This window comes from Bacillus gaemokensis (assembly GCF_001590835.1).
In the GTDB taxonomy this organism is placed as follows: Bacteria; Bacillota; Bacilli; order Bacillales; family Bacillaceae_G; genus Bacillus_A; species Bacillus_A gaemokensis.
In genome coordinates this window covers 1-21983 of sequence record NZ_LTAQ01000004.1, presented here as the reverse complement: position 1 = coordinate 21983, position 21983 = coordinate 1, and the positions used below count along the sequence as shown (strand labels likewise).

Annotated in this window: 30 protein-coding genes and 2 pseudogenes; 4 read left to right on the top strand and 28 right to left on the bottom strand. The window is 36.1% G+C overall.

Annotated features, from left to right (window positions below; genetic code table 11):
• Positions 1 to 100: 100 nt before the first annotated feature.
• The 3 genes from AZF08_RS28475 (at position 101) to AZF08_RS07375 (ending at position 2039) form a co-directional block, all read left to right on the top strand.
• A complete protein-coding gene (locus AZF08_RS28475) occupies positions 101 to 1123 on the top strand; it encodes an N-acetylmuramoyl-L-alanine amidase (protein WP_051725778.1) in 1023 nt (340 codons plus the stop codon).
• A gap of 77 nt (positions 1124 to 1200) precedes the next feature.
• A complete protein-coding gene (locus AZF08_RS07380) occupies positions 1201 to 1482 on the top strand; it encodes a PQ-loop domain-containing transporter (protein ID WP_033675024.1) in 282 nt (93 codons plus the stop codon).
• A gap of 71 nt (positions 1483 to 1553) precedes the next feature.
• Entirely contained in the window at positions 1554 to 2039 is a 486-nt protein-coding gene (locus AZF08_RS07375; protein ID WP_033675023.1) for a YiiX/YebB-like N1pC/P60 family cysteine hydrolase, read from the top strand.
• A gap of 67 nt (positions 2040 to 2106) precedes the next feature.
• Here AZF08_RS07375 and AZF08_RS31730 read toward each other — a convergent pair whose 3' ends face one another.
• Complete coding sequence (locus AZF08_RS31730) at positions 2107 to 2241, bottom strand: hypothetical protein (RefSeq protein ID WP_265182906.1); 135 nt, start codon at positions 2239 to 2241, stop codon at positions 2107 to 2109.
• Positions 2238 to 3332: a response regulator aspartate phosphatase gene (locus AZF08_RS07370; RefSeq protein ID WP_033675022.1), complete on the bottom strand. Its 1095-nt coding sequence runs from the start codon at positions 3330 to 3332 to the stop codon at positions 2238 to 2240. The genes AZF08_RS31730 and AZF08_RS07370 overlap by 4 nt, the downstream gene beginning before the upstream one ends.
• A gap of 308 nt (positions 3333 to 3640) precedes the next feature.
• On the opposite strand from AZF08_RS07370, the gene AZF08_RS30410 reads away from it, so the two are divergent.
• A complete protein-coding gene (locus AZF08_RS30410) occupies positions 3641 to 3781 on the top strand; it encodes a hypothetical protein (RefSeq protein WP_156029114.1) in 141 nt (46 codons plus the stop codon).
• A gap of 770 nt (positions 3782 to 4551) precedes the next feature.
• Here AZF08_RS30410 and AZF08_RS07365 read toward each other — a convergent pair.
• The 26 genes and pseudogenes from AZF08_RS07365 to AZF08_RS31150 all read right to left on the bottom strand — a co-directional run.
• Positions 4552 to 4977, bottom strand: coding sequence for a hypothetical protein (locus AZF08_RS07365; RefSeq protein WP_033675021.1), 426 nt, complete (start codon positions 4975 to 4977; stop codon positions 4552 to 4554).
• 21 nt (positions 4978 to 4998) lie between these two features.
• Complete coding sequence (locus AZF08_RS07360; RefSeq protein ID WP_033675020.1) at positions 4999 to 5496, bottom strand: hypothetical protein; 498 nt, start codon at positions 5494 to 5496, stop codon at positions 4999 to 5001.
• A gap of 91 nt (positions 5497 to 5587) precedes the next feature.
• Complete coding sequence (locus AZF08_RS07355) at positions 5588 to 6157, bottom strand: RusA family crossover junction endodeoxyribonuclease (protein ID WP_235190053.1); 570 nt, start codon at positions 6155 to 6157, stop codon at positions 5588 to 5590.
• A 17-nt stretch (positions 6158 to 6174) separates the two neighbouring features.
• Positions 6175 to 6366 (bottom strand): hypothetical protein, encoded by a 192-nt coding sequence (locus AZF08_RS30405; RefSeq protein WP_235604052.1) that lies wholly within the window; start codon positions 6364 to 6366, stop codon positions 6175 to 6177.
• A gap of 71 nt (positions 6367 to 6437) precedes the next feature.
• Positions 6438 to 6686 (bottom strand): hypothetical protein, encoded by a 249-nt coding sequence (locus tag AZF08_RS07350; RefSeq protein ID WP_033675019.1) that lies wholly within the window; start codon positions 6684 to 6686, stop codon positions 6438 to 6440.
• Between the two features lie 27 nt (positions 6687 to 6713).
• A complete protein-coding gene (locus tag AZF08_RS07345) occupies positions 6714 to 6983 on the bottom strand; it encodes a hypothetical protein (protein ID WP_033675018.1) in 270 nt (89 codons plus the stop codon).
• Between the two features lie 54 nt (positions 6984 to 7037).
• Entirely contained in the window at positions 7038 to 7319 is a 282-nt protein-coding gene (locus tag AZF08_RS07340; protein WP_033675017.1) for a hypothetical protein, read from the bottom strand.
• A 98-nt stretch (positions 7320 to 7417) separates the two neighbouring features.
• Positions 7418 to 7585: a hypothetical protein gene (locus AZF08_RS30400; protein WP_156029108.1), complete on the bottom strand. Its 168-nt coding sequence runs from the start codon at positions 7583 to 7585 to the stop codon at positions 7418 to 7420.
• A gap of 107 nt (positions 7586 to 7692) precedes the next feature.
• Entirely contained in the window at positions 7693 to 8724 is a 1032-nt protein-coding gene (locus AZF08_RS07335; RefSeq protein WP_051725777.1) for a DHH family phosphoesterase, read from the bottom strand.
• Positions 8725 to 8751: 27 nt separating this feature from the next.
• The gene (locus AZF08_RS07330) at positions 8752 to 9006 is read right to left on the bottom strand and encodes a hypothetical protein (protein WP_033675016.1); all 255 of its coding nucleotides are present in this window, start codon (positions 9004 to 9006) and stop codon (positions 8752 to 8754) included.
• 13 nt (positions 9007 to 9019) lie between these two features.
• Positions 9020 to 9316, bottom strand: coding sequence for a hypothetical protein (locus AZF08_RS07325; protein WP_033675015.1), 297 nt, complete (start codon positions 9314 to 9316; stop codon positions 9020 to 9022).
• Between the two features lie 67 nt (positions 9317 to 9383).
• A complete protein-coding gene (locus AZF08_RS07320) occupies positions 9384 to 9662 on the bottom strand; it encodes a thioredoxin family protein (RefSeq protein ID WP_235190052.1) in 279 nt (92 codons plus the stop codon).
• A gap of 15 nt (positions 9663 to 9677) precedes the next feature.
• Positions 9678 to 10670 carry a class 1b ribonucleoside-diphosphate reductase subunit beta gene (nrdF, locus tag AZF08_RS07315; RefSeq protein WP_082246078.1) on the bottom strand — a complete coding sequence of 331 codons (993 nt, stop codon included), beginning with the start codon at positions 10668 to 10670 and terminating at the stop codon, positions 9678 to 9680.
• A gap of 2 nt (positions 10671 to 10672) precedes the next feature.
• Positions 10673 to 11257 (bottom strand): hypothetical protein, encoded by a 585-nt coding sequence (locus AZF08_RS07310; RefSeq protein WP_033675013.1) that lies wholly within the window; start codon positions 11255 to 11257, stop codon positions 10673 to 10675.
• Positions 11258 to 11365: 108 nt separating this feature from the next.
• Entirely contained in the window at positions 11366 to 13462 is a 2097-nt protein-coding gene (nrdE, locus tag AZF08_RS07305; protein WP_033675012.1) for a class 1b ribonucleoside-diphosphate reductase subunit alpha, read from the bottom strand.
• 3 nt (positions 13463 to 13465) lie between these two features.
• Entirely contained in the window at positions 13466 to 13834 is a 369-nt protein-coding gene (gene nrdI / locus AZF08_RS07300) for a class Ib ribonucleoside-diphosphate reductase assembly flavoprotein NrdI (RefSeq protein WP_033675010.1), read from the bottom strand.
• A gap of 113 nt (positions 13835 to 13947) precedes the next feature.
• Positions 13948 to 16182 carry an AAA family ATPase gene (locus AZF08_RS07295; RefSeq protein WP_033675009.1) on the bottom strand — a complete coding sequence of 745 codons (2235 nt, stop codon included), beginning with the start codon at positions 16180 to 16182 and terminating at the stop codon, positions 13948 to 13950.
• A 72-nt stretch (positions 16183 to 16254) separates the two neighbouring features.
• Entirely contained in the window at positions 16255 to 16431 is a 177-nt protein-coding gene (locus tag AZF08_RS30705) for a hypothetical protein (protein WP_167332920.1), read from the bottom strand.
• 23 nt (positions 16432 to 16454) lie between these two features.
• Complete coding sequence (locus AZF08_RS07290) at positions 16455 to 16808, bottom strand: hypothetical protein (protein WP_033675007.1); 354 nt, start codon at positions 16806 to 16808, stop codon at positions 16455 to 16457.
• 50 nt (positions 16809 to 16858) lie between these two features.
• Positions 16859 to 17245, bottom strand: a complete 387-nt coding sequence (locus AZF08_RS31160) for a defense against restriction DarA-related protein (RefSeq protein WP_235190051.1) — start codon at positions 17243 to 17245, stop codon at positions 16859 to 16861.
• A gap of 252 nt (positions 17246 to 17497) precedes the next feature.
• Positions 17498 to 17992, bottom strand: coding sequence for a dCTP deaminase/dUTPase family protein (locus AZF08_RS31970; protein ID WP_051725783.1), 495 nt, complete (start codon positions 17990 to 17992; stop codon positions 17498 to 17500).
• A gap of 93 nt (positions 17993 to 18085) precedes the next feature.
• Positions 18086 to 18529: pseudogene (locus AZF08_RS31965) on the bottom strand (dihydrofolate reductase); the annotation flags it as partial.
• Between the two features lie 8 nt (positions 18530 to 18537).
• Positions 18538 to 19458: a thymidylate synthase gene (gene thyA, locus AZF08_RS07275; protein ID WP_033675006.1), complete on the bottom strand. Its 921-nt coding sequence runs from the start codon at positions 19456 to 19458 to the stop codon at positions 18538 to 18540.
• Between the two features lie 52 nt (positions 19459 to 19510).
• Complete coding sequence (locus AZF08_RS07270; protein WP_033675005.1) at positions 19511 to 19846, bottom strand: hypothetical protein; 336 nt, start codon at positions 19844 to 19846, stop codon at positions 19511 to 19513.
• The gene (locus tag AZF08_RS07265; RefSeq protein WP_033675004.1) at positions 19843 to 20094 is read right to left on the bottom strand and encodes a hypothetical protein; all 252 of its coding nucleotides are present in this window, start codon (positions 20092 to 20094) and stop codon (positions 19843 to 19845) included. The genes AZF08_RS07270 and AZF08_RS07265 overlap by 4 nt, the downstream gene beginning before the upstream one ends.
• Positions 20084 to 21983, bottom strand: a pseudogene (locus AZF08_RS31150) (PHP domain-containing protein); the annotation flags it as partial. The gene AZF08_RS07265 and the pseudogene AZF08_RS31150, both read right to left, overlap by 11 nt.

Genomic DNA, 21983 nt, shown 5'->3' with positions numbered 1-21983 from the left:
CCATTGCAATGATTGATATTAATGAGGGTTCTCCAATCGAGTTTCTTCCATTATATATATAAAAATAAAAGCTTGCCAGAAGGCAAGAGAAGGAGATTTTATGACAAACAATTTAGTAGCTTTAGATGCAGGACATGGTGGCAAAGATTCTGGTGCAGTTGGTAATGGATTGCTAGAAAAAGAACGTGCATTAAAACTTACTCTAATGATGGACGAAGAACTACGAGCAAATGGTGTTTCAACACTTTTAATTCGTAATTCAGACTTCTTCGTAGAATTATCTGCTCGTGCTGATAAAGCTGATGCTCATGGAGCGAAAGTGTTTATTTCAAATCACTTGAACTCTGGTGGCGGTACAGGTTACGAGACATTCGTATACAACCGTAACGATGCAAGTACAAATCGATTACAAGATTTAGTTCATGCTGAAGGTATGAAAGTGTTAAAACCTCTAGGATTCAAAGACCGAGGAATTAAAACAGCTAACTATGCTGTACTTCGTGAAACTGGAATGCCTGCGGTATTAACAGAGAATGGATTCATTGATAATGCAACAGATATGACTCACATTCGTAAGGATGAAGTGTTGCGATTACTAGCTAAGGCTTACACAAAAGCTATTTGCGCTTACTTGGGAGTTAACTACAGCGGTGGAACTTCTGGCGGTGGAACAGTAGGTGGCGGAACGGTAACTCCTCCAGTAGACAATGGTGATGCAGGAACTCAAGGATTAGGTATTGCTTATATCACTGGAACTGGTGTTAACCTTCGCAAGACTCCAAGCACAAGTGGCGAAATCATTCGTCAACTAAATAAACCAGATTCTTATGTAGTGTGGGCAGAGCAAGATGGTTGGCTGAACCTAGGTAACTCTTGGGTTAAGAATGACTCTTCATTCCTTCGTTTTGCTCGTAGACAGCTTAGCAATGTAGGTCGATTAGTTGTGGTAACTACACCAGAATTATGGGTATACTCTGCTCCAGACTGGAACGCTAAAGAGAAGATTGTTAAACAAGGTGATGCATTTACAATCCTTGAAGAGTTAACTGTTAATGGTTCTAAGATGTACAAATGTGCATACTTCTACATCACTGCTAACCCAGAGTTCGTAACTGTAAAGTAATAAGAAATAAACTTATATGAGTGTGGCTAAAGCCATGCTCATACCCATTCATCATGATATAGCAGAGGAGAATTAATTTGACAGAACTATTCAACATTTTACAGCTAATCGGAGGACTAATCCTAAGTTTTGGATATATTCCTCAAATCATTAAATTCATTAAAACAAAATCAGTAGATGATTTCAGTGTCATGTACTTAGGTTCTATCTGCCTTGGAGTAGCGTTCATGGAATCTTATGCTATCTATATGTGGTTCGTGCTACACACAGCAGGAGCATTTATGATTACAAATACGATTGCATTAAGCCTATGTACAACTGAATTCATGCTATTGCTAAAGTATCGTAAGCGCAAATAATAAAACGAAACCATTGAAATGGAGAGGTGAATGCGCCTCTCCATTTATTTGTATAGAAGGGAGATATCCAAGTGAAACAAGGTGACGTAGTATTTTTACAAGGTAAAAGCTTTATATCAAAAGCTGTTAGATTATTTGACAAGGGAACATTCAGTCATGTGGCAATTGCTATGTCTGGAACTCATATTTTAGAAGCTGACTTTGATACAAGAGTAGCTATCGTTCCATTTGATAAGACTCAGTTTAATATAATAGAAGTAATTGACTTAGGTCTCAATAAGGAAGAGAGAAGCAAGGTAGTTGCTATGGGTTCAAAGATGGTAGGTAAGAAGTATGATTACATGCAAATCATCTGGTACATGATTAGCAAGTTATTGAGATTGAAAGGGAAGAATAGATTTAATAATCCTAATAACTATATATGCTCTGAACTGGTCTTTGCTGTTCTGGAAGAAGCAGGAGTTCTAGAAGAGTTATGTATCAAAGGTGGTTCTTATGGAATCGATATGACTCCTAACCAATTGTATGATCTCCTAAAGTATATATCTTCCAAATAGACCTCTGAAAATTTACGACACGAGACAAATAAAGCCACTCTTAGTATTAAGAGTGGCTTTAGGGCTATCAACCGCCATGGTCTCCGTGTTCCATTCTCATAACAGTAGTTATGTTCTGAGTGCCATCTGTTGAGCTATAAGCGCTAACTGTGATAGTTAAAACTGTTAGAATGCCCATTAAGCCTAATGCTATTTTCTTCATTTTAAAGCCTCCCTTTCCTTAGACTTGTGCCGTGCCTGTGAACTTAGGTAGAAGTATTTGCTTGCTTTAAGGTGATTATCTTCCTTGTAAAACTTAGTAGCTAAATATTCTTGGTTTTCTTGGATATAATCATATAATTCTTCGTCTTTGAAATAAGAAACTCCTTCCAAAACTACAGTCTCTAACTCTTCTGCAGATGTATCTTTAATAAGATTTCTGAGAATAGAGAAATGATGTCTATACTCTATGTTTCCTAATTCACAACAAATACTATGCCCTTTATTGGCAAGTTCTTCTGCAATGTTTAATTCATTTAATTTGTAGCGTTCTTTGGATTCAAGGTACAGGGCTTTAATATGTCTAGGATTTTGACTTGTTACCTCAGACAAATATCTAATAGCTAATTCCGAAAGGTTTTGACTTGAATACATAAATCCTAGGTTGTGGCGAACCATCAAGATATACGTATCCTCTTTAAGCTTCTGGAATATATCCATTGCTTTAACAAGATGTTCCTCTGCCAACGCCCATTCATTCAATCTAACGCATGACATTCCTAAAAGATTCTCGCAGAAACCAATATTACGCTCATAGTTTCCTTGTTGTAAGAACATCTCTTTCGCTTTAGTTGTGTACTTAAATGATTGAAGAGATTCGCAGATGTCAAAATGAAACGCTCCTAATTTATAATAAAACTCAGCTTTTTCTACTTCATCTGGTATAGTTTCTAAAAGTAACTCAGCCTTATCAAAATGCTCTCTCGCAATCATGTAGTTGCCAATTCCACTAGCATGAATTGCTTTAAAGAAATGATAATAATAGGATAGAAAGCTATCTGTAGGAATTTCAAAGGATTCAATTTTATCAAAGCTATTTTCAGAGACACCTAGGTTGTCAATTACATATTGATATCTAAAATCTAATAAAGAGTAATATAATAGTAGATACTGGTCATTTTCTACATCATCAATCTTTTTGTCGATTTCTAACTTTAAGCGGTGAGCACTGTTAATATTCCTTGAACGAATTTCTACATACCAGTCGTTTAACAAATTAGTAATCTGTTCATTCCCTTTGACTGAAACGTTCATAGTATCCTCCTCATCCATATATGTTTTTCTTCAATTATATAATAGAATTTAGATATGAAGAGGAGGAGTTTTATTTTTCAAGATATTTCTGAATATTATGTAAATTCAAGAGCATCCTTGACTCAAAAGGATGCTCTTGTGTAGAACTAAATCTAAATGACGAATCGTTACTATTGTACCATACGCTTAAATGTCTTGGAATATCTAGTACGTCTTAGTATATTATGGTATAATTAATTAACAACTTTTGGCAGGGTGGAAGGATTATCTACCTTTTCTTGTAATTTAAGAGAAGGGAGGTGACCTATATGGATTTCTTTAACTGGATTATCGAAGGAATAACTAGAGGTGTGACACAATTCATCACAGTGAAGTTCCTAGAAAAACAGGAAAAGAAAAAGAACCACTCTGCCGACCAAGCCGATGGTTCTTCTTCTGATTCCAAATAATTATTAGATGAACTAACCACTCTGCTATGATTAGTTGTAAGAAGGCTCGATGTTAGCGCATCGAGTTCTTTTTATTATATGCTAATTGTAACATGTCTATTCTGAACATTGCAAGAAATATCACACTCCACCACTGGAAGATTAATACAGTAAAAAGGGGATTGTATACTCCTCTCATAAATGATATAATGTTTGGGAATCGATTCACCAGAGGACGCTCTGGTTGCGCAAGGTTAGGGATAGTTAGATAATTGAACAATTAATAGAATATGCATATTATAAAAACAGTCTCCTGTTAACGCAGGAGGCTTTTACTTTGTTTTAGAACTTACTTTTAATTAGTTTACATAAGCTTTATTATCGGCAGTTGTAAAATGTAAGAAAATCCCATCTCAATTACTTAACATTACTCATAATTATGAGATGAAATGGATTTTTATAAATGTTGTTGAGCTTGAATGCTTCAAGTATCATGTCTCTTTATGAAAAGTATTCTTGTCTTTTGAGATGTGATGGAAAATGTTGTCAATGATGTGTGACTAAAATCACATTAATTGTGAACGCATTTTCTATAACGATTGAAAAAAGTTCACAAATATGAAAAACATATTTACATTGGTAATAGTTAAATGTTACAATCCTTATCAGAGATACTGGTAATCGGTGTCACTAAACACACAATCTATTGGGTACAATCGATGCGGAAACTTCGATTGTACGAATGCCAAAAAAGAGAAGTCTTAATGACTCCTCTTCTTTTTATTTTTATATTAAGAACACATGAATAGGTTTTGTCCTCTACCCCATTCTTGTGCTTCCTTGTCTTTCTCTCTTAGAGACATGTAAAGCGCAGGCTCTCTATCTTCTTTTCCTATAAGGTCTAGATACTCATCTACATCTAGTAATGCAAATGAGATATACTTCCTATCTTCATATCCAGATGACAGTGTTGGAGCAGTTGGGTCAATAGCATCTCCAGTTTCAGTCACCACAATGAAAGCATGTCTTGCCATGATGTTTTCAATTACAGTGTAATAACCATATGCTACTTTCCACTCACCACTTCTAAACTTATCCATGAAATAACCCATGACATTGAACACATTGTTGTAACACATCTTAGTCTGTATCGCATGGGAACAAGTCTCATATACTTCTTCTGTTAGTTCAATGTTTATTTTGTGTTCAGTTATCATGACTTGCTCCTTTACTAACTTCTATTTGTAATATTTTCCTAATATCTTGTTCTGTTCATCTATGTTCTTGGTTAACTTATCCAAATCTTCGTTTAATTTATCCCATAATAAATGAGAGTTTTCATTTTTGTAGAAGGTGTTTACATCCTTTAAAGCTGACTCTGTTAAGGACAGTGTGTTTAGAACATTCTTCTTCAATTCAAGTGCATCTTTATTCTCAATATCTTTGTTTATAATTTTATCTCTTATCTCTTTTATTCTCGTATTGTATTTGAGGTTTTCAGTCATTCCATCCCCTGTAATATACCAACTCTCCAATCCATGAGACTCGCCTTTTTTGATTACAATTTCAAAGTACGTATGAGTATCCTCTATTAATGGAAAGAAGTCCTTATCCAACTCTTCTCTAAAGCTTGTAAATTCATTCTTCATATTGCTTGCTTTGTTCACTAAGAACCCAAGGGTAACCCCTATGACAGCGATTACAATTAAAATCCCTATCAGTATCTTTTTCTTCATATATATCCTCCGTGTATGGTATAAGTCTTATGTAACCATTATACAGTGTTACAGTAAATAAGTAAATAATAAAAAGGAAGCTATAGACGAACTATACCTTCCTTTTCTCACAAGTCTGGAACATATTCTCTTGTTTCAATTCAGTCTGTATACGACCTTCCTTTGCCTTCTTTAGAATCGTACACTTCTCATGATTCTTCTTACATTGCATACAGTTATCTGCAAAGAATTTAGAATAGTGTTCCTCATCTTTCCATACGCCTCTATAGTCAACTTGCCTCAATACAGCAACGAATTTTGGCTGTTTCGAATCGTAGAATATTCGTTGTGTTCGAACCAAGATATTCTTGTCATCTTCTATTGCAATGCCACTAAGAGCATCACATAGAATTTTATAATAGTTATTATTATCTTGATTGGTTCTAGCTTGATAGAATACGCAGTCTAGATACCAATGTCCTTTTGATGTTGAATCCTTATCCCATTTCTGCTTAACTACTTCTCGCTTTAAATAAGCTTGGAATCTCTTTTTCCAATCCTTGCTCTCTCTTGTTTCGTACATATGCACGATTGCCTTACCGCCTATAACACTTGCACTCGGTTTAATATAGTTATTTACTGAAATGGGTAATTCATCATAGTTGATTAAGAATCGACTCACGAACTACCCATCCTTTCTTATTTTGTTGAATCCATAATTGTTATTAGATTCATTACTTTCTTAGTAGCGCTCTCTAAGTTCTTGTCAACCGCCATATTTGAAGCGCTTTGTTTAATAAGAGCATTGAACATAGATGTTAACTCTTCTCTAGTAAATTCTGTTTTCAACCCATCCACCACCCAAATATCACTATGAATAAGAAGTCCCATACTCCTTCGAACATTCCTAGGATAAAATCTCTCTTTCGTGCTTTCATTCTTCTCTTTCTCATAGGCATCTCCTATCGTTTCAATTTAACTTGAATATCGTGATAAGTCTTACCATAAGCACAATCAACAATCTGAACATGCTTAGCATGCTTTAATTGCAGGTTTTCATTGTAAACGTCATTAATGTATTCTTGTTTGTAATCGAATACTTTGCTACTGAAGATAATAGCCTCTTCTGTTGGCAATACTATTATTCCAGCGTAACTTGCATTAACCTTTCTAGCCTCTTCAAATACTTTATTAAGGTCTTGTAGTTTCAACGTATCACCTCCTTTTAATGGATTTGTTTAATTATCCTTTTCGTCAATTCCTAAGTAAATTTGCAGATACTTAATATCACTTTTAATGTTTTCCTTTTGCGTATCCATGATTTTTTGAGCAAGTTCAAAATCAATCAATCCTTGGTGAGCCATTTCAGAAGCATTGTTTACAAGTTGAGCCTTGTCATAAATCACTCTTGCATAGTCAGTAATATAACGCATTTCATATTTGCTTGGAGATAGCTTTTCATCAATCTCTCTTTGCTTAGCAAGCATATCGTCTATTGGACTCCCCATCGTCATACTCCTACCCTTCTGTAATAGTTATTAAAACTTAACTTTTATTAGTTGTCACTTTAATCCTAATTGTAGTTTGCTTGCAGGAATGACACTCAAGATTTCGCATTTAAGACTCTTAGTAACATATGTTACAACGTCACTCGTTCTCCCAGAAGAAAAGGTAGCCATTATAAAAGATGAGTCTACATTTAGAAGTCTATACTTAGGCATTAACTCATCTCTCTCCTTGATAACTAAATAGTTTAGAATATGTCCTTTGATATGCTTTGCAATAATTAAATCACCTGCTTCAATCGTATAATTACTCTTCGCCTCACAAATCGCTACTTTCATCTTTAGCCCTCCTTAGTCTCTAACACACCAACTTGATATAAATAACAGCATTCCTATAATAGTCATAACAATAAATTTCATAATCAGTAACCCACTCCTTAGTACAGCATAGCTAAAAGCTTGCTACGTTTAGATAACTCATCAAATGCGCTCACATACAGTGACTTCAATCGCATTGCATTCTGTGGGTTTGTTTTAAGAACTCTATTGTATGTGTTTAAAAACTCCATCAACTCTGTAGTTGTCCATTCTTTAGTTACGTTCATCTTCATTCTCCTTTTGTTATTTACACATCATCCTCCTCACTCAAAATTTCAATGGTTTTGTTTTAGAGTGAAGTAAAAAGATTCCTACCTCACTCTAAATGATACCATTATTTAGTGAACATGTCAACCAATTTTCGAACTTTTGAAAGCGCTCCAATGCCGAAGATTAACTTAAACATATGTTTCTGAAGAGATACTTCAAACTCGCTACCAGAGGCTTTTACATGACCGCCTCCACCAAATGTCTTAGCTAGTGCAGATACATTTACATGGTCGTGAATTGTTCTGTAAGAGACCTTCTTACTACCCATATCAACGATTGCAATAAGGTCTAAGTCCTTATGTCGCTCATTTAAGATGTTGCCTAATTCAGAGATATATTGCTCTGCGAATACTACCCCTACTTTATGTCCTAATAGATTAGCAGTAAACATTTGCTTCTCTTTCTTATCGAAGTATGCTTTAGCTTTCTCTCTATCCACTTCAAGAACAGCTTTATCAGCACTATCGAACATCTCAGTCCAATCACCACTCATGTAAACAAATCGAGATGAGTACATGAACTTATTATAGAACTTATTTGCAAATGACTTTCTACCAATTAGATACAACAGATTGTTTAATAACAATGCATCTGTGTCATTGTAGGCTGTCTTCCATTCCCAACAATCGTATCTACGAACCTTTTCAACGAAGATTGATAGAGCATCGTAATACTTCTCATTGCGGAACATACCATAGTGCATTGATAGATGTTCGAATAATAGGTTTGTTCCAGAATCCTTGCCTTTACGACCCTCTACTCTAACGTTAGCCCACTCATACTTGTGATTCATCCATTTAGCTGTCTCATGATGGTCTAGAAGAACAACCTTCTCAGCAATTGTAGATTGAATCATATCTGCAACTGGCTCTTTAACTGAGATATCAGTGATAATAACCATATCGTAACGTTTATGCTCACCAGTTGTTAAGAAGTTCTTAACCTTGTCATCTACGTTATGATAGTCACAATGCTCTACATCAATTTGCTTAAATGCTAAACGACCTACTACTTCACAACCAATACCATCTAAATCTGTGTGAGTGAATAACTTTACCTTAATTGAATCTAATACCTTAACTGTTCTGTTTGTCATAATAAATTGCCTCCTGATTTGTATGTTTTAGTTTCTGATTAATTCTTTTAGTTCTTTTTTGTTCTTTGGGAACTTATTGTATAGAAGTCTAAAGTTAAGAACAGGTTGGAAAGCTGTATTCATCTTAGGCTCAAATACTCTAATCCACTGCTTCTCATCGCTTAACATCATTACACTTCCATCTTTTGCAACTCTTCCCCAATAAGCCTTGCCAAAGGTAAAAGTGCCATTCTTTCTTACACGGATACCCTCTATGCATCTACACTTCATTAATTTAATCAATGTAAATCCTCCTTTAGATTGCTTCTCTTTTATGAAGAATGGATGCTCTCATGGCAAACTCTCTTCCCTTGCGCTTCTCGATGATTTCCTCACTTGGCAAGAAGCGACCATCCTCTTGAATTAATTGACGTTGTCTACGAATAGACTCTGCCATAGTTCCCTTTTGGACAAACTCTGCTTCAAAGTTATTGAAGTTAATGCCATCGATTTCTTTCCAATAAGCTACTAATAGGGCTTTGTCATCCCCTCTTGCACGTTCATTCCTGCTTAAAATTGACTCTACGTTTTGTCGAATTGTTCTTCTTGCCATGATTGGTAATCCTCCTTGTTTGTTATGTACAAGGGGAGATAAGCTCCCCTATTTTAATGGTTTTGTTTTATATTAAGCCACGTTGAACAAGGATTGCTTTAACTCCAGTTTGACCTACACCTTTATAGCGAGCAATCTCTTTACCATTGTCGTCTTCAATTAGAAGAACTGGAGTCTTCTCAATACCATGCTTACTTGCCAACATGAAGTCTTCCATTTCTGTAGCAGTTGTAAGGTTAACTACTTTGTCAGCCTCAACTCCTAATCCTTCCATAAACTCTTTTAACATCTTACAAGGTGTGCAGTCTGATTGTTCAAATTTAATTAATTTCATCGTATTCTCCATTCTGTTTGTTTAGTTTTAAATGTCGTCCTCTTCATCTAACCAAGGGAATGCAAAGTCATCATCTGTTAATGGGCGGTGTTTCGCCTTCTGATAACCACTACCTTTTGTAGAGAAGAAATCGTGTGTTCCAGATTCAGTATTCAAGCCATTTAATACGATAGGGTTAATCTTCTTATCTTCGTATTTAGGTGACTTGCCTAAGTTCATTAATGCTTTGTTTGCATTATAGTGCAAGAAGGCTTTAACCTCATGAGCAAGACCAATCTCAGTATAAATGCTTTCTGTATACTTGAACTCATTTTCCATAAGTTCTTCTAAAAGCATATCAGCTTCGTAGTCAGCTTCTTCTTTCTCTTGAGGTGTTAATGCTTCATATGCTTCTTGAGCAAGTAATCCAATGTATACCCCATGGATTGATTCATCTTGGATGATTTTGTTGATAATCTCACCAGAAGCAACCATTTTACCTTGCCCTGCTAACCATAGTGGTAAGAAGAATCCACTGTAGAATAAGAAGCTTTCTAAGAATACAGATGCTACTAGAGCAAGATATAGGCTCTTATTGTCAGTGATGTTCTCATAGTAATAAGAGATATGTTCTGCTTTATACTGTAGATAAGGATTCTCTTCTACCCATACATCCAATAGATAATCAACTTCTGTTTCTGGAAGCAGTGTTGTAAAGATTGTACTATAACTTTTCGCATGCATGGATTCCATAAACTCCATAAATGAAAGCACTGCTCTACGTTGTAAGTCTGGGATATGAGCCTTGATAGCAGGGATACCTGTTTCATATTGCTTCGTATCTAATGTTGTTAATCCAGATAGTACAAACTTATAAGCATCCTGTACTTTAGGCGCCAACTTGTTCCAATCGTTGCGGTCTTTTGATGGTACAAATTCTGTATCTGTCCACATCTGCTGTATATTTTGATTCCAGAACGCCAGTGTATAACCATCAATTTGCTTATTCCAGTTTACTGCTCGATGAATTCGTGGTGTCATTGTCATGCTTGAGTGAACCTCCATTTACGATGTGTCTTCTGTTTGCCTTCAAGAACTGATTGTACAGCTTCTAAATCAAGCTTATTCACTTTGCAGAAGGCTTCAAGGTCTGTTACTTTAATCTCTTTACCCTTTGGGCTTGTAGCAATAGCAACGAACTCTTTTGGCTTAATAACATTGTCAACTAATGTTACAGAGTTTGAAAGGTTATCAGTTTTCAGTTCTAATGTCACAGGTTTTGAAGGTTCACCTTTATGCACTAGTGTAGTAGTAACAGGTTCTATATGCGTTGTAGATGAGCCAATAACTTGAGCATTTGACTTCTCTATAATCGGTAGAGTTATCATTGGTGCATCCTTTAAAAGTTCTCTAAAAGTGTCTGATTCTTCTTGAGAAAGTTCTGCCTTCAATACTTTTACAAGTGACAAGTCTTCAAACTCACCTGTTTCTACAATCTTGTGAGGAATTACTTGAGTGTTACCTGTCTGTAAGAATCGTACTCGACAATACTCAACTACCCCTTCTGCTTCCGTTAATCTAAATCTGCTGTCAATGACATAAGATTGACCTTTTTTATTATGATTCAATGGATATCCTCCTCTTAATGGTTTTGTTTAAGAGGGTTGAGCAATGAAACAACCCTCTCTTATAGTAACATACCATCTAAATTATTGCAATGATTTTGTTTAATCTTTTTAAACTGTACAAGACGTACAGAAGTCATCAGTTGAAGCCTTCTTAGTTCTTGTGTAGTAAAGTGTCTTTAAGCCTTTTTTATGGGCATAAATGTAGTAACGAGCCAAGTCACCGTCAGTGATTTCCTCTCCGTCTACAAATAGAGTTGTTGAAATTGATTGGTCAACGTGGCGCTGAATTACAGCCATAAGGTCGATTAGCTTAAACATATCCATGTTGTAAGCCTCTTTCAAGAACCAGTAAGTCTGGTTAGATAGATATGGCATTGGATAAATAGTTGTCGAGTTACCATATGTTCTTTTCTCAATACGCTGTGTGATTGGCATTACACTTGGTGTAGCCCCTTGAACATATGAGATTGAACCAGTAGGAGCGATTGCTAATTGGTAAGCTGAATAGATACCATGTTCCATGATAGACTCGTTTAGTCGCTTCCAGTCTTCTTGTGTAGGTATATAAATACCACTGAATAACTCTTTAACTTTTTCTGTTTTAGGAGCAAATGATTTATCTACATACATTTGCAATGCTGTACCTTTTTCATACTCTGACTTCTCAAAGTGCTTGAATGCTCCATGTTCCATAGCAATCTCATTTGAACGCTCTAATGCATAGAATCGCATCATCATGAAGAATACATTTGCAAAGTCTCTAGCCTCTTTACTTTCATAAGGAATATGATTCTTAGCTAAGTATCCATGAAGGTTCATTGCACCTAATCCAACACTGTGGAACTCATCGTTTGCTTTCTTGACTGTAGGGACTTCATCAATAGCTGTCTTACGAGCAACTGTCGTTAAAGCATCCATAGCAACCTTTACAGATTCTTTGATATCTTTGTTCTCCATTACATTAACGATGTTTAAAGAACCTAAGTTACATGAGATATCATTTCCGAATGTATCAGTACCCTTGTAAGATTGAATGTCTGACTCGGTCTGCAATTGTAGTATTTCCACACATAAATTCGACATTTTGATGTCGCCAATATCCTTTAACATGTGTACTTTGTTAGCTACATCACGATTTAGAAGGTATGGATAACCAGATTCAATTTGTGTACGACCAATTTCTTCAAAGAATGCACGAGCAGAACCCATAGGCTTCTTACGAACATTAGGATTGTTTAGTAACTCATCGTACATTTCATCCATCTTCATGTCATCTAAATGTTTACCATACTCTTTATAAACACTATGAGGATAGAAGCTAAACCACTCTTCATCTCTTTCAGCTAATTCATATAGCTTACTAGGAACAATGACACCAATAGATAGTGTTTTTAAACGTTCTTTCTCGTCAGCATTGATTTTCTTCGTATTTAACAGGTCTAAGATATCGCTGTGGAATACATTTAAGTAAACAGCCCCTGCACCACTTCGTTGTCCAAGCTGATTGAATTTTGAGAATATGCCTTCTAGAATCTTAGCGATACCAACAATTGATGTTGATGCTCCGTCAATGCCTTTAATTGATTCATCCCCTGCTCGTAATAGAGACAAGTTAATTGCTACGCCACCACCAAATCGTGATAACTGTGCGCAAGCTTCAGTGATATACATAATACCTTCTGTGCTATCTGGCATTTGTAATAGGAAGCATGATACTAATCGCCCTGCTCTACTTCGTCCTGCATTCAAGAATGTAGGTGTTGCAGGTTGATAGTTTTGTTTAATTAGCTGTCTAGCAATTCGCTTAGCTAACTGGTAATCTCCATCTGCTAGGAACAATGCTGTGATAGCAATTCTGTCCTCATATCGCTCTAAAATGTTCTCACCATCGTTTGTTTTCAGTGCATAATCATTGTAGAACTTGAATGCACTCATAAATGATTTGAATCGGAACTTCTCACCATATACAAGCTTATAGACTTCTCTGATTTGTCGCATCTTGTACTTATCAAGAATAGACTTGTCGTAGTAATCATTCTCCACTAAATACTCTAACTGCTCTTCTAGGTCGTGGAAATACTGCATGTTCTTGTTGATATGGTCAACAAAGTATGAGCGAACAGCTTCCTTATCTTTGTGGTATTGAAATTGACCATCTTCATCTTTGACTGTAACTTCATTATTAAGTTCTATCCATCTTGCCAAAACTCAATCATCCTTTCGTATGTTTCTTATCTTTGATGTGACTGTTTCTACATCTTCTGGCAATCCACTTATTTCAAACTTATGAAGTAGTGGAATGTTATAGTTAGTTGCTATATCGACAGCGCCTTTACAGAACATCTTGCCCCAATTTCTGTTGCCACTGCCCACTACAGCAACCATATTCTTGCTGTTATGTTGTAGAAACTCTTTTACCTCCACAGGAACTTGACCAAAGCCAGTTGTGTAAGTAATGAGAACGAAAGGTTCATCTACTATTAAGTCTTGCCCTTTTACAATCTGTGCCTTAGGAAAGTCCAGATTAGCTACAAAGCGCTGTACATTTCCTGTCATTGATGCATAAACTACTCTCATTTCACACCTCTTTTTCAATGGTTTTGTTTAATGGTATAAAAGAAATTATCTACCAACAAGAACTATTATACCATAAACAGAAATCCGTTGCAATGGTTTTGTTTAATATATTTTTAGGCTACCATTTCCTTTAAATAACCTGCCAGATATGTTCGTTTCTTCGATACTACGTCCTTAGAAATTGCACTAGAGATTGTTTTCTTAGTTGCCACAACAACACAATGCTCTCTTGTACGAGTAATAGCAGTATAGAATAACTGACGACTATTAAGAGTGTAATGGTATGGTAGAGCCACAATAATAATCTTGCTTGAAGAACCCTGTGATTTATGGACTGTGATTGCATATGCTAATTCAATAGAGTTGTAGAATTCCTCGTATACTTTTACAAGACCAATTCCCTCAAAGTCTATTAACATGTACTCATCATCGTTCTCATCGATATCAAAGTCTATTAGCATACCAACGTTTCCATTGAATACAGGACACTCTCTATCATTCTCATCTACAGCTTGATAGTTGTTTCTAACATTGATAACCTTGTCGCCTTTACGCAGAATGTATCCAGTGTCCTCTTTACCAATCTGAACATACTTCTTACCTTGTGCTTCTGGGTTATATATCTTCTGACATGACTTATTAAGAAGTAAACAAGATGTCTTACCCTTCTCTCTTTGTTGAGTAAGTATTTGTACATCCATGATGTCATTATTCTGAATATGTTTATGAAACTCTTTCATTACTTCTAAGAAGATTTTGTCATCATCTAATACTAACTCATACTCTAAATCCTGCAGTTCACCATGAGTGACACGACCAAGTCGCTCTTTAACAACTTGTACACCTTGTCGAATGGCAATACTGTCTGTTACAACGGCAGACTTTTGAGCCTGTCTGTGGATTTGTGTAAGAGTCATTGTAGGAATGACACCAGATTGAATCATAGGCATCATAACTGGAACGCCAATTGACTCTAACTGCTGACTATCCCCTAGCATGATTAGCTTTGCTCCTGTGCGAATTGCTAATAGTAAACTAGCAAATAGCTTGGCATCTACCATGGAGACCTCGTCCAGAATGATGATGTCATATGGTAAAGGGTTGTTCTGATTATAGTAGAATCCTTTGAATGGGATATAGTTTAACAATCTATGAATTGTACTACCATCCTTCCCTGTTACCAGCGCTAGATTCGAAGAAGCTTTACCACTTAAGGCACATTGGGCATACAAGTACCCTTTCTGTTCAAGAACATCAGCTACTGCTTTTAGAGTGGTTGTTTTACCAGTACCACCATAACCTTGCAGGATAGAGATGTTATTCTCAAGCATCATAACCATGGCTTCATCACGTTGTTGCTCTGTGAATTTCCATCCTTGAGTATCTTCTATCGTATCTACAACATCTTCCCAACCCTTGTAATCAAAGGTGTTTTCTGCAGAAAGAATTCTCCCTAACTGCCCTGCTACTAATTTCTCAAGTAAAACAAATGCGGTAAGTGAAATTTTACCCTTATCCTCTGAAAAGTAAAATGTTTCTTTGTCTGCCAACATCATTCTTCCAACAAGAGCCTTGTCTACAGTAGGGATATACTCATTTGTTGCAATGATTAGGTTCATTGGAGTCATCCATGTGTGACCTTTACTAGCCTCTTCTTTCAGTACATATATTAAGAATTCCTTGATTCGAACCTCAGAGTTCTTATCTCCGCCCATATTAATGAATATCTCATCACACTTCTTAAATGCAAAGCCATCAATTTCAATTAATGAATATGGATTCTCTGAAATCTTCTCTACAGCCAGTTCTGGTGAGCCATAGTGGTCAACAATCTTCTTAATTGTCTTAGGCTTCAGTCCATGCTTTCCTAGTTCAATGTATGCATGTGAGTAATCCTTTTGTGATTCATAATGCTCAATGATTTTTCTAGCATAAGCAAGACCAATCCCCTTTGCTTTAGTAAGCTCTTGAACATCCTTTCTTTCAATGACCTCGATAGGGTTGTCAAATGCTTCATACAGGGCATTTACCTGTCTCTTGGTTAAGACAATTTCCAAGAACTCCTTTACTGATTCTGGGCTATTTACATCAAGATTTACATTCTGTCTGATGAAGATTAAATCATATCCTAATCCATACTGAGGATGACGTTGTCCTGCTTCCGCCTCAAAGTAATACTCTGCATCTTCAATCATGGCAGGCATGTTGCCTTTCATAGAGAAAGTGCCATACTTGGGATTAACCTCAACATCCCCTTCTACATCGATTGGTTTGAATCCTCCAATCACAAAATCTCCTTTTGAAAACGTTACTCTTTGTAATTTAGCTGTACCTTTAATTGTAGTCATCTTGCTCCTCCTATTTTAATGGTTTTGTTTAAGTAATATCAATAGTGTAGCATCATAGCCACACTATGTCAATCACACTTTCAATGTGAACTCAAAATCATATTTCACATACTCCACGCCTAATTTATAATTTTGAATCACAATATCCTTATAACCTTCATTAAATTCATCTTTTGTTTTAAAGGTAAATTCTTCTACAACTTCCTTTTCTAGCTTTGGTGAATTATAAGTTACAATCAGCTTATACATCCGTGTCGTCCTCCTTATATATTTTATCCAATGATATTAATCTCGTGTGTATCATATATTACAACCATATCTTCATGCTTAACTCCTATTTTGTCGTCAGACAACAAACAGTTTTTCAAGTATTTAACTTCAATATTCCCTGTTTTTTCATAAATATAGTTTTGAATCTGACCATAATTTTCAAACTCAATAATTTTGCTATCATCTATCTCCACCGTTACAATATCCTCTCCGTACTTTAACGCCATATCTTTTAAGTCTGTGAGGTAAATGCCATTTCCGATTGAGTGAGATGATTTGAGTTCTCCGATTATAAACCCTTGTCTTATGATATTATCTTTATTTTTAAGAGTTGTTCCATGATAGTAAATTCCCATAATTTCATCTCCTGCCCTTTAGCTTAATAGTTATTAAAATCTGAGTTTTATTAGCTTTTAATCCATTCATTGTATTCTCCAAGGCTCAAATTTCGATACTCATTCATGTATTGAATAAATAAATCAATGCTATAATTACCAGAGATAACCTTCATTTGAATTTCATCGGCTTTCTTTTTAAACTCATCTCTATCCCATTCATAAAGGTTCTCTTTATCTAGTTCATCGTTAACCCAGACCATCTCTTTTGCAAGAACCTTCAACTTGTTCTCCTTTGGCTCAATCTTAGTCAACTCATATCTTTCAACTTCTTCATCTGTTAATTCACGATTGTAAGCTACTGCTCCAAATCTACCATGCTCATGATTAACATCTACAAAGTCCTTTGGCTGACAGCCAAGGCTAAATCCTCTTAATCTGTATTCATACCAGTACATTAACGACACCCCTTATCTCTCATAATATCCATTGCTTCATCAACGCTCATTCTTAGATTGCTTAGTGTAGCATTTGTGCCATCAAACATGAAAGCATATTCTACTGCTATCCTTTTAGCACCTTTTAACCTTCATAACTTCCCTCTTTTATCCATTTACTGTAACACTTATATAGTAATACAGTAGATTTGATAAGTCAACAAATATATTGAAAAAGACTATGCCATTTCGACATAGTCTTTGAAGTTAATACTAGTTAGTAGAGCCGTAGCCACCCTTTCGTGTCTCGTTGATGCACTCGTCTTCATCTGCAACTAGATAGACAGTGAAGATGCCTTGGGCGATTCTATCGCCAGTTTTAATTACATATGGTTGAGAGCCATGATTCTCTAACATGATACCAATGTTACCATCGTTCTTTACATTTCCGTAGTAGTCAGAATCGATAACTCCAATCGTATTTGCCAGACGAATTCTTGGTTTACCTTGAGAAGAACGAACATCTATTAAAAGAACCTCATTCGACTGCATATAAGCCTTTACATCTAACCAAATCATCTTCTGTTCTCCGACCCCAATCGTAACATCTATAGGTGAGAAGAAGTCATATCCTGCACTGCGACTAGTTCCTCTTTTTGGCTTTTGAATCTCTACGCCTTTATTCTTACGATGCTCATCTTTCACTACTTCAAATCCACGAATCTTCTGTGACACTGCCTCTAATACTGCTTTCTCTCCGTGTTCCATAACTAACTCCTTAATTGATTTTCCTTTAATATCTGCTGTTGTAATTGTCATAGACTTACCTCTTTCTGGGTTATTTGATTTTCTACGGTATTTAACAATCTCAAATTCTACTTTATCGACTATGCTTTCAGAATCGTAATCTTCCCATATAGATTTATCTATATCTGGAAAGAATGTATCAGCATCAAAACTAGCTTTCATATGAGAGATAATTAATTCATCAACATGTGGCATAAATTGCTTATATACATTTGCTCCACCACATATAAACACATCAGTAGTCTTTGATAATTGAATTACTTCTTCAACGCTGTGAACTGTCTTGCATCCTATATGAGAGAAGTCCTTGTCTCTTGTTAGTACAACGTTCTTTCTATTTGGAAGTGGCTTGATAGGCAGTGATTCAAATGTTGTTCTACCAAAGATACATACTCTTCCAGTAGTTGTTTCTTTGAAATGCTTTAGGTCTTCTGGGAGATGGACAAGGAGTTCATTATCCTTGCCAATTCCCATATTGCTGTCTACACAAGCTATCATCTTAATCATCAGATAGCTACCTCCATTCTGATTGTCTCACCATGCTTGTAATCTATTACCTTCACATCATCTACAGTGAATTTATAGAAGCTTGTAACCTCTGGGTTAATCCAGATATCTGGGACTTCAAATGTAGGCATCTCTAATTGCCCTTCTAACGCTTCAAGGTGTCTGTCATAGATATGAGCATTGTCAATATTGAAGTGGATTGTACCAACCTTATAACCAGTTACTTGTGCAATCATTCGATGTAGAATTGCATATTGATAGATATTAAATGGATTGCCTAGAGCCATATCATTACTGCGAATATTGACTGTAAGATGTAACTTATCATCCCATAATTGCCAGTGAGTTTCATACACACAAGGCTCTAAAGCCATGTCATCTAAGTCTTCTACACACCATAGAGTAGTCTTAATTCTTCGTGAATAAGGATTCTTCTTAAGGATGTAAAGAAGATAGTCTACTTGGTCTAGCATTACATGAGTAAATGGTTTATCGTCTTTTTCAAAGATAGGAATAGCACTTGATATTTCGCCATTATTCCACATTTCAAAGAATAGTTCATCTGCCTTAACCTTTCTGCGCTTATTGGCTAATTGCCATCCGTACGCACGTCCGATTGTGCCATCTGGCTTCTCCCATTCATCCCAAATCGTTGAACCCATATCACGAAGATATTGGACAACATTGGACTTCTTAAGCCAAATCCAAAACATTTCAACCAGTGCTGATTTAACAGCGACTCTCTTTGAAGTAATTAATGGAATATCTGAACCATTATCAAATGTCATTGATACATTCAGAATGGACTTAGTGGGAGCAGGTGAGCCGTCAGCCCACTTTGCTCTCACATCCTTATCCCATTTGCCATTCTCTATAATCTCTTTAATAATGCCGTTGTACTGCAGGTCTGCTGTATTCATAACTATCCCCTTTGCAATGGTTTTGTTTAATATTATATCTTAATGGATTTGTTTAACCTTCGATAAATTCAATTTTATCTACTACTTGAAACTTACGAGTACGATTGGTGATTTTTCGAATAAGTTCTTGTAAAGAAGTGTTTTCACCATAGAATCGAGAACCACTCATAAAGCTTACTAAGTTGTACTTAGCCTCCACTCGCTCTTGTCTGAAATATGGTGTGCTTCTAATAGAACTTGGACTAAATAAAGCATCGTTGACAGGGTCTACGTTTTTAGCACCTTCAATTTCTGCTACGATAAACAAGTCATTTTCAAACTTTAATACTGTGCCTTTTTTGATTTCTTCAAATCTCTTCTCTGATAATGTAATTGTTTTAGTTGTCATACTAATCGTTCCTCCTGTAAAATAACTGATTCAATTTTGTCTAAAAATACTACTGGGTTATCTTCGGTATAGATATCCCAACCTTTATAGTAAAGGTCACCTTCAAAATGGTCTTTGTACATGTTTGCATATAGCATTTCAATGCCATCGTGCATTTTGATATTGCAGTCTTCAAAGCTAATTCTAACTTTCTCTGCAACTGTAAAGTTAGATGGGATAAACATAACAGGTCTCTTTTTACTCGCCACTACTATCTACTCCCTTTCTGATAAACGTGATTTCCTTGAGCCATACTTCCTTCTCTGTAGGAGATGGTTGCCAGTGACCATTGATTTTCTTATTCTTTGGTTTGACATCGGCATTTACAATCTGGATAACATCACGCTCTTCAAATGGTACTTGAGCATAGATTCTGCTACCCATTTTAAACTCTCTTGTCTCCCCTGTTGAGAACTGGTACGCCTTGGCACGAGTATATGTCTTATGCTTCAATACCTCTGTCATGATTAAGATATTCGCAGGCATCTCTGCATTGATTGTCTCAATATGACCAAGGAACTCTAATTCTGATGTACACTGTTCTACCAGTGATAAGCTTTCATCAATCGTATCTTGCTCAAATTGCAATGTTTTTGTATAACGCTCTCTCTTAGTCTTTAGCTTATGTTTAGGGCTATAAGTCTTCTCAAAGAATTCAAATATCTTAAGAAGTTTTCTATTGCCACCAAACTCACTAAAGAAGTTAAGTGCTATTAAGATTTGCATTTGACGTGAGTTGATTGCTACTGGTGTTCCAACATATCTAACTCCACCATGCTTCTCTAACTTGTTCAATTCCTTCAGTTCTTCCTTGGACAAGTCTTGTAAAAGAAACTCTTTGTAGCCAATTGATTTAGCATTGCCAAAGTCTACATGATGTACTGTTATAGTTGGAGGCTCTTCACCTGTTGCATAAACATCCCAATCATCTGCAGTAACTTCTTCTTCTGTTAAAGATGCCAAGTCTACAGTTCTTGTACCATCCTTGATATCAATAAGCAGGTCAATGAAGCTTTCATACTCTCTGTCTCTTAACTCATATAGCCCATCAGCCATAGCAGAGTTGAGGTACTTAATCGGCTCAATACCTTGGTAGATTGAGTTTGTATCTTTATCAAACATGTATCCAGAACGAGAGTATCTGAACTTGATACCATTCAATGCTATACCTTTTGACTTCGCAAACTCTACTAGCTTAGTAGTCTTATCTTGCTTACCAATGTTTACATTTAGGTTTGCTGTGATGAACTCTAATGGATAGTAGTATCGTAACCATGCCATAACATATCCCATTGCTGAGTAAGCATCTGAGTGATTGATAGAGAATCCATAGTTGGAAGCATCTAAGATTACTTGAATGAATGGCTCAGAGATTTGTTCAGCTACCACATTACGAGTCTGATATCTCTTAATCATACTAGATATGAATCTTGCCTTGATTTCTGGAATCAATGTGTCTAGCAATGCCTTGTCCTTCTTACCAATACCACGTCTTACTAAGTCAGCCTCACCACCGCTATAGCCACAGAACTGAACTAAGAAGTCGATGATTTGCTCTTGATATGCAAGTCGCCCTAGTGTTGGAGCAAGGAATTTATTCAATGCTTCATGACCATTGTCATAGAACTCACCTTGTACCACAGAATCACGATACGAAGCGCCTGCAGGACGAAGGATTGCATTCCCTAGTGAGAATAAGTCCATGTATGAGAACTTAGGATGCACCGCTTTGATTTTTGCAATGGTTTCGTTTGAGAACAAATCTTTATAGATTTGATGAGCAAAGTCTGACTCCCACTGGAAGATACCAATGTTATCGTCAATAACGCTGTTCCAAACCTTTTCATCTTCTGTATCGATGTTCTCTGGAAGGATATCTTCCCATTTTAACCCTGCTAAATCAACTGTGTTACTGATTGTCTCTACTGTATCAAGACCAAGGATATCAAGCTTTACGAAGTTCTGAGCATCGATTTCCTTCATATTGATTTGAGTAAGTGTAACAGGCTCTTTTGTTTTATTATCGATTACTGTGATTAACCCCATGTTCTCATCTAGAGGAATTGGAGATACAGCAATACCACAGGCATGCGCTCCT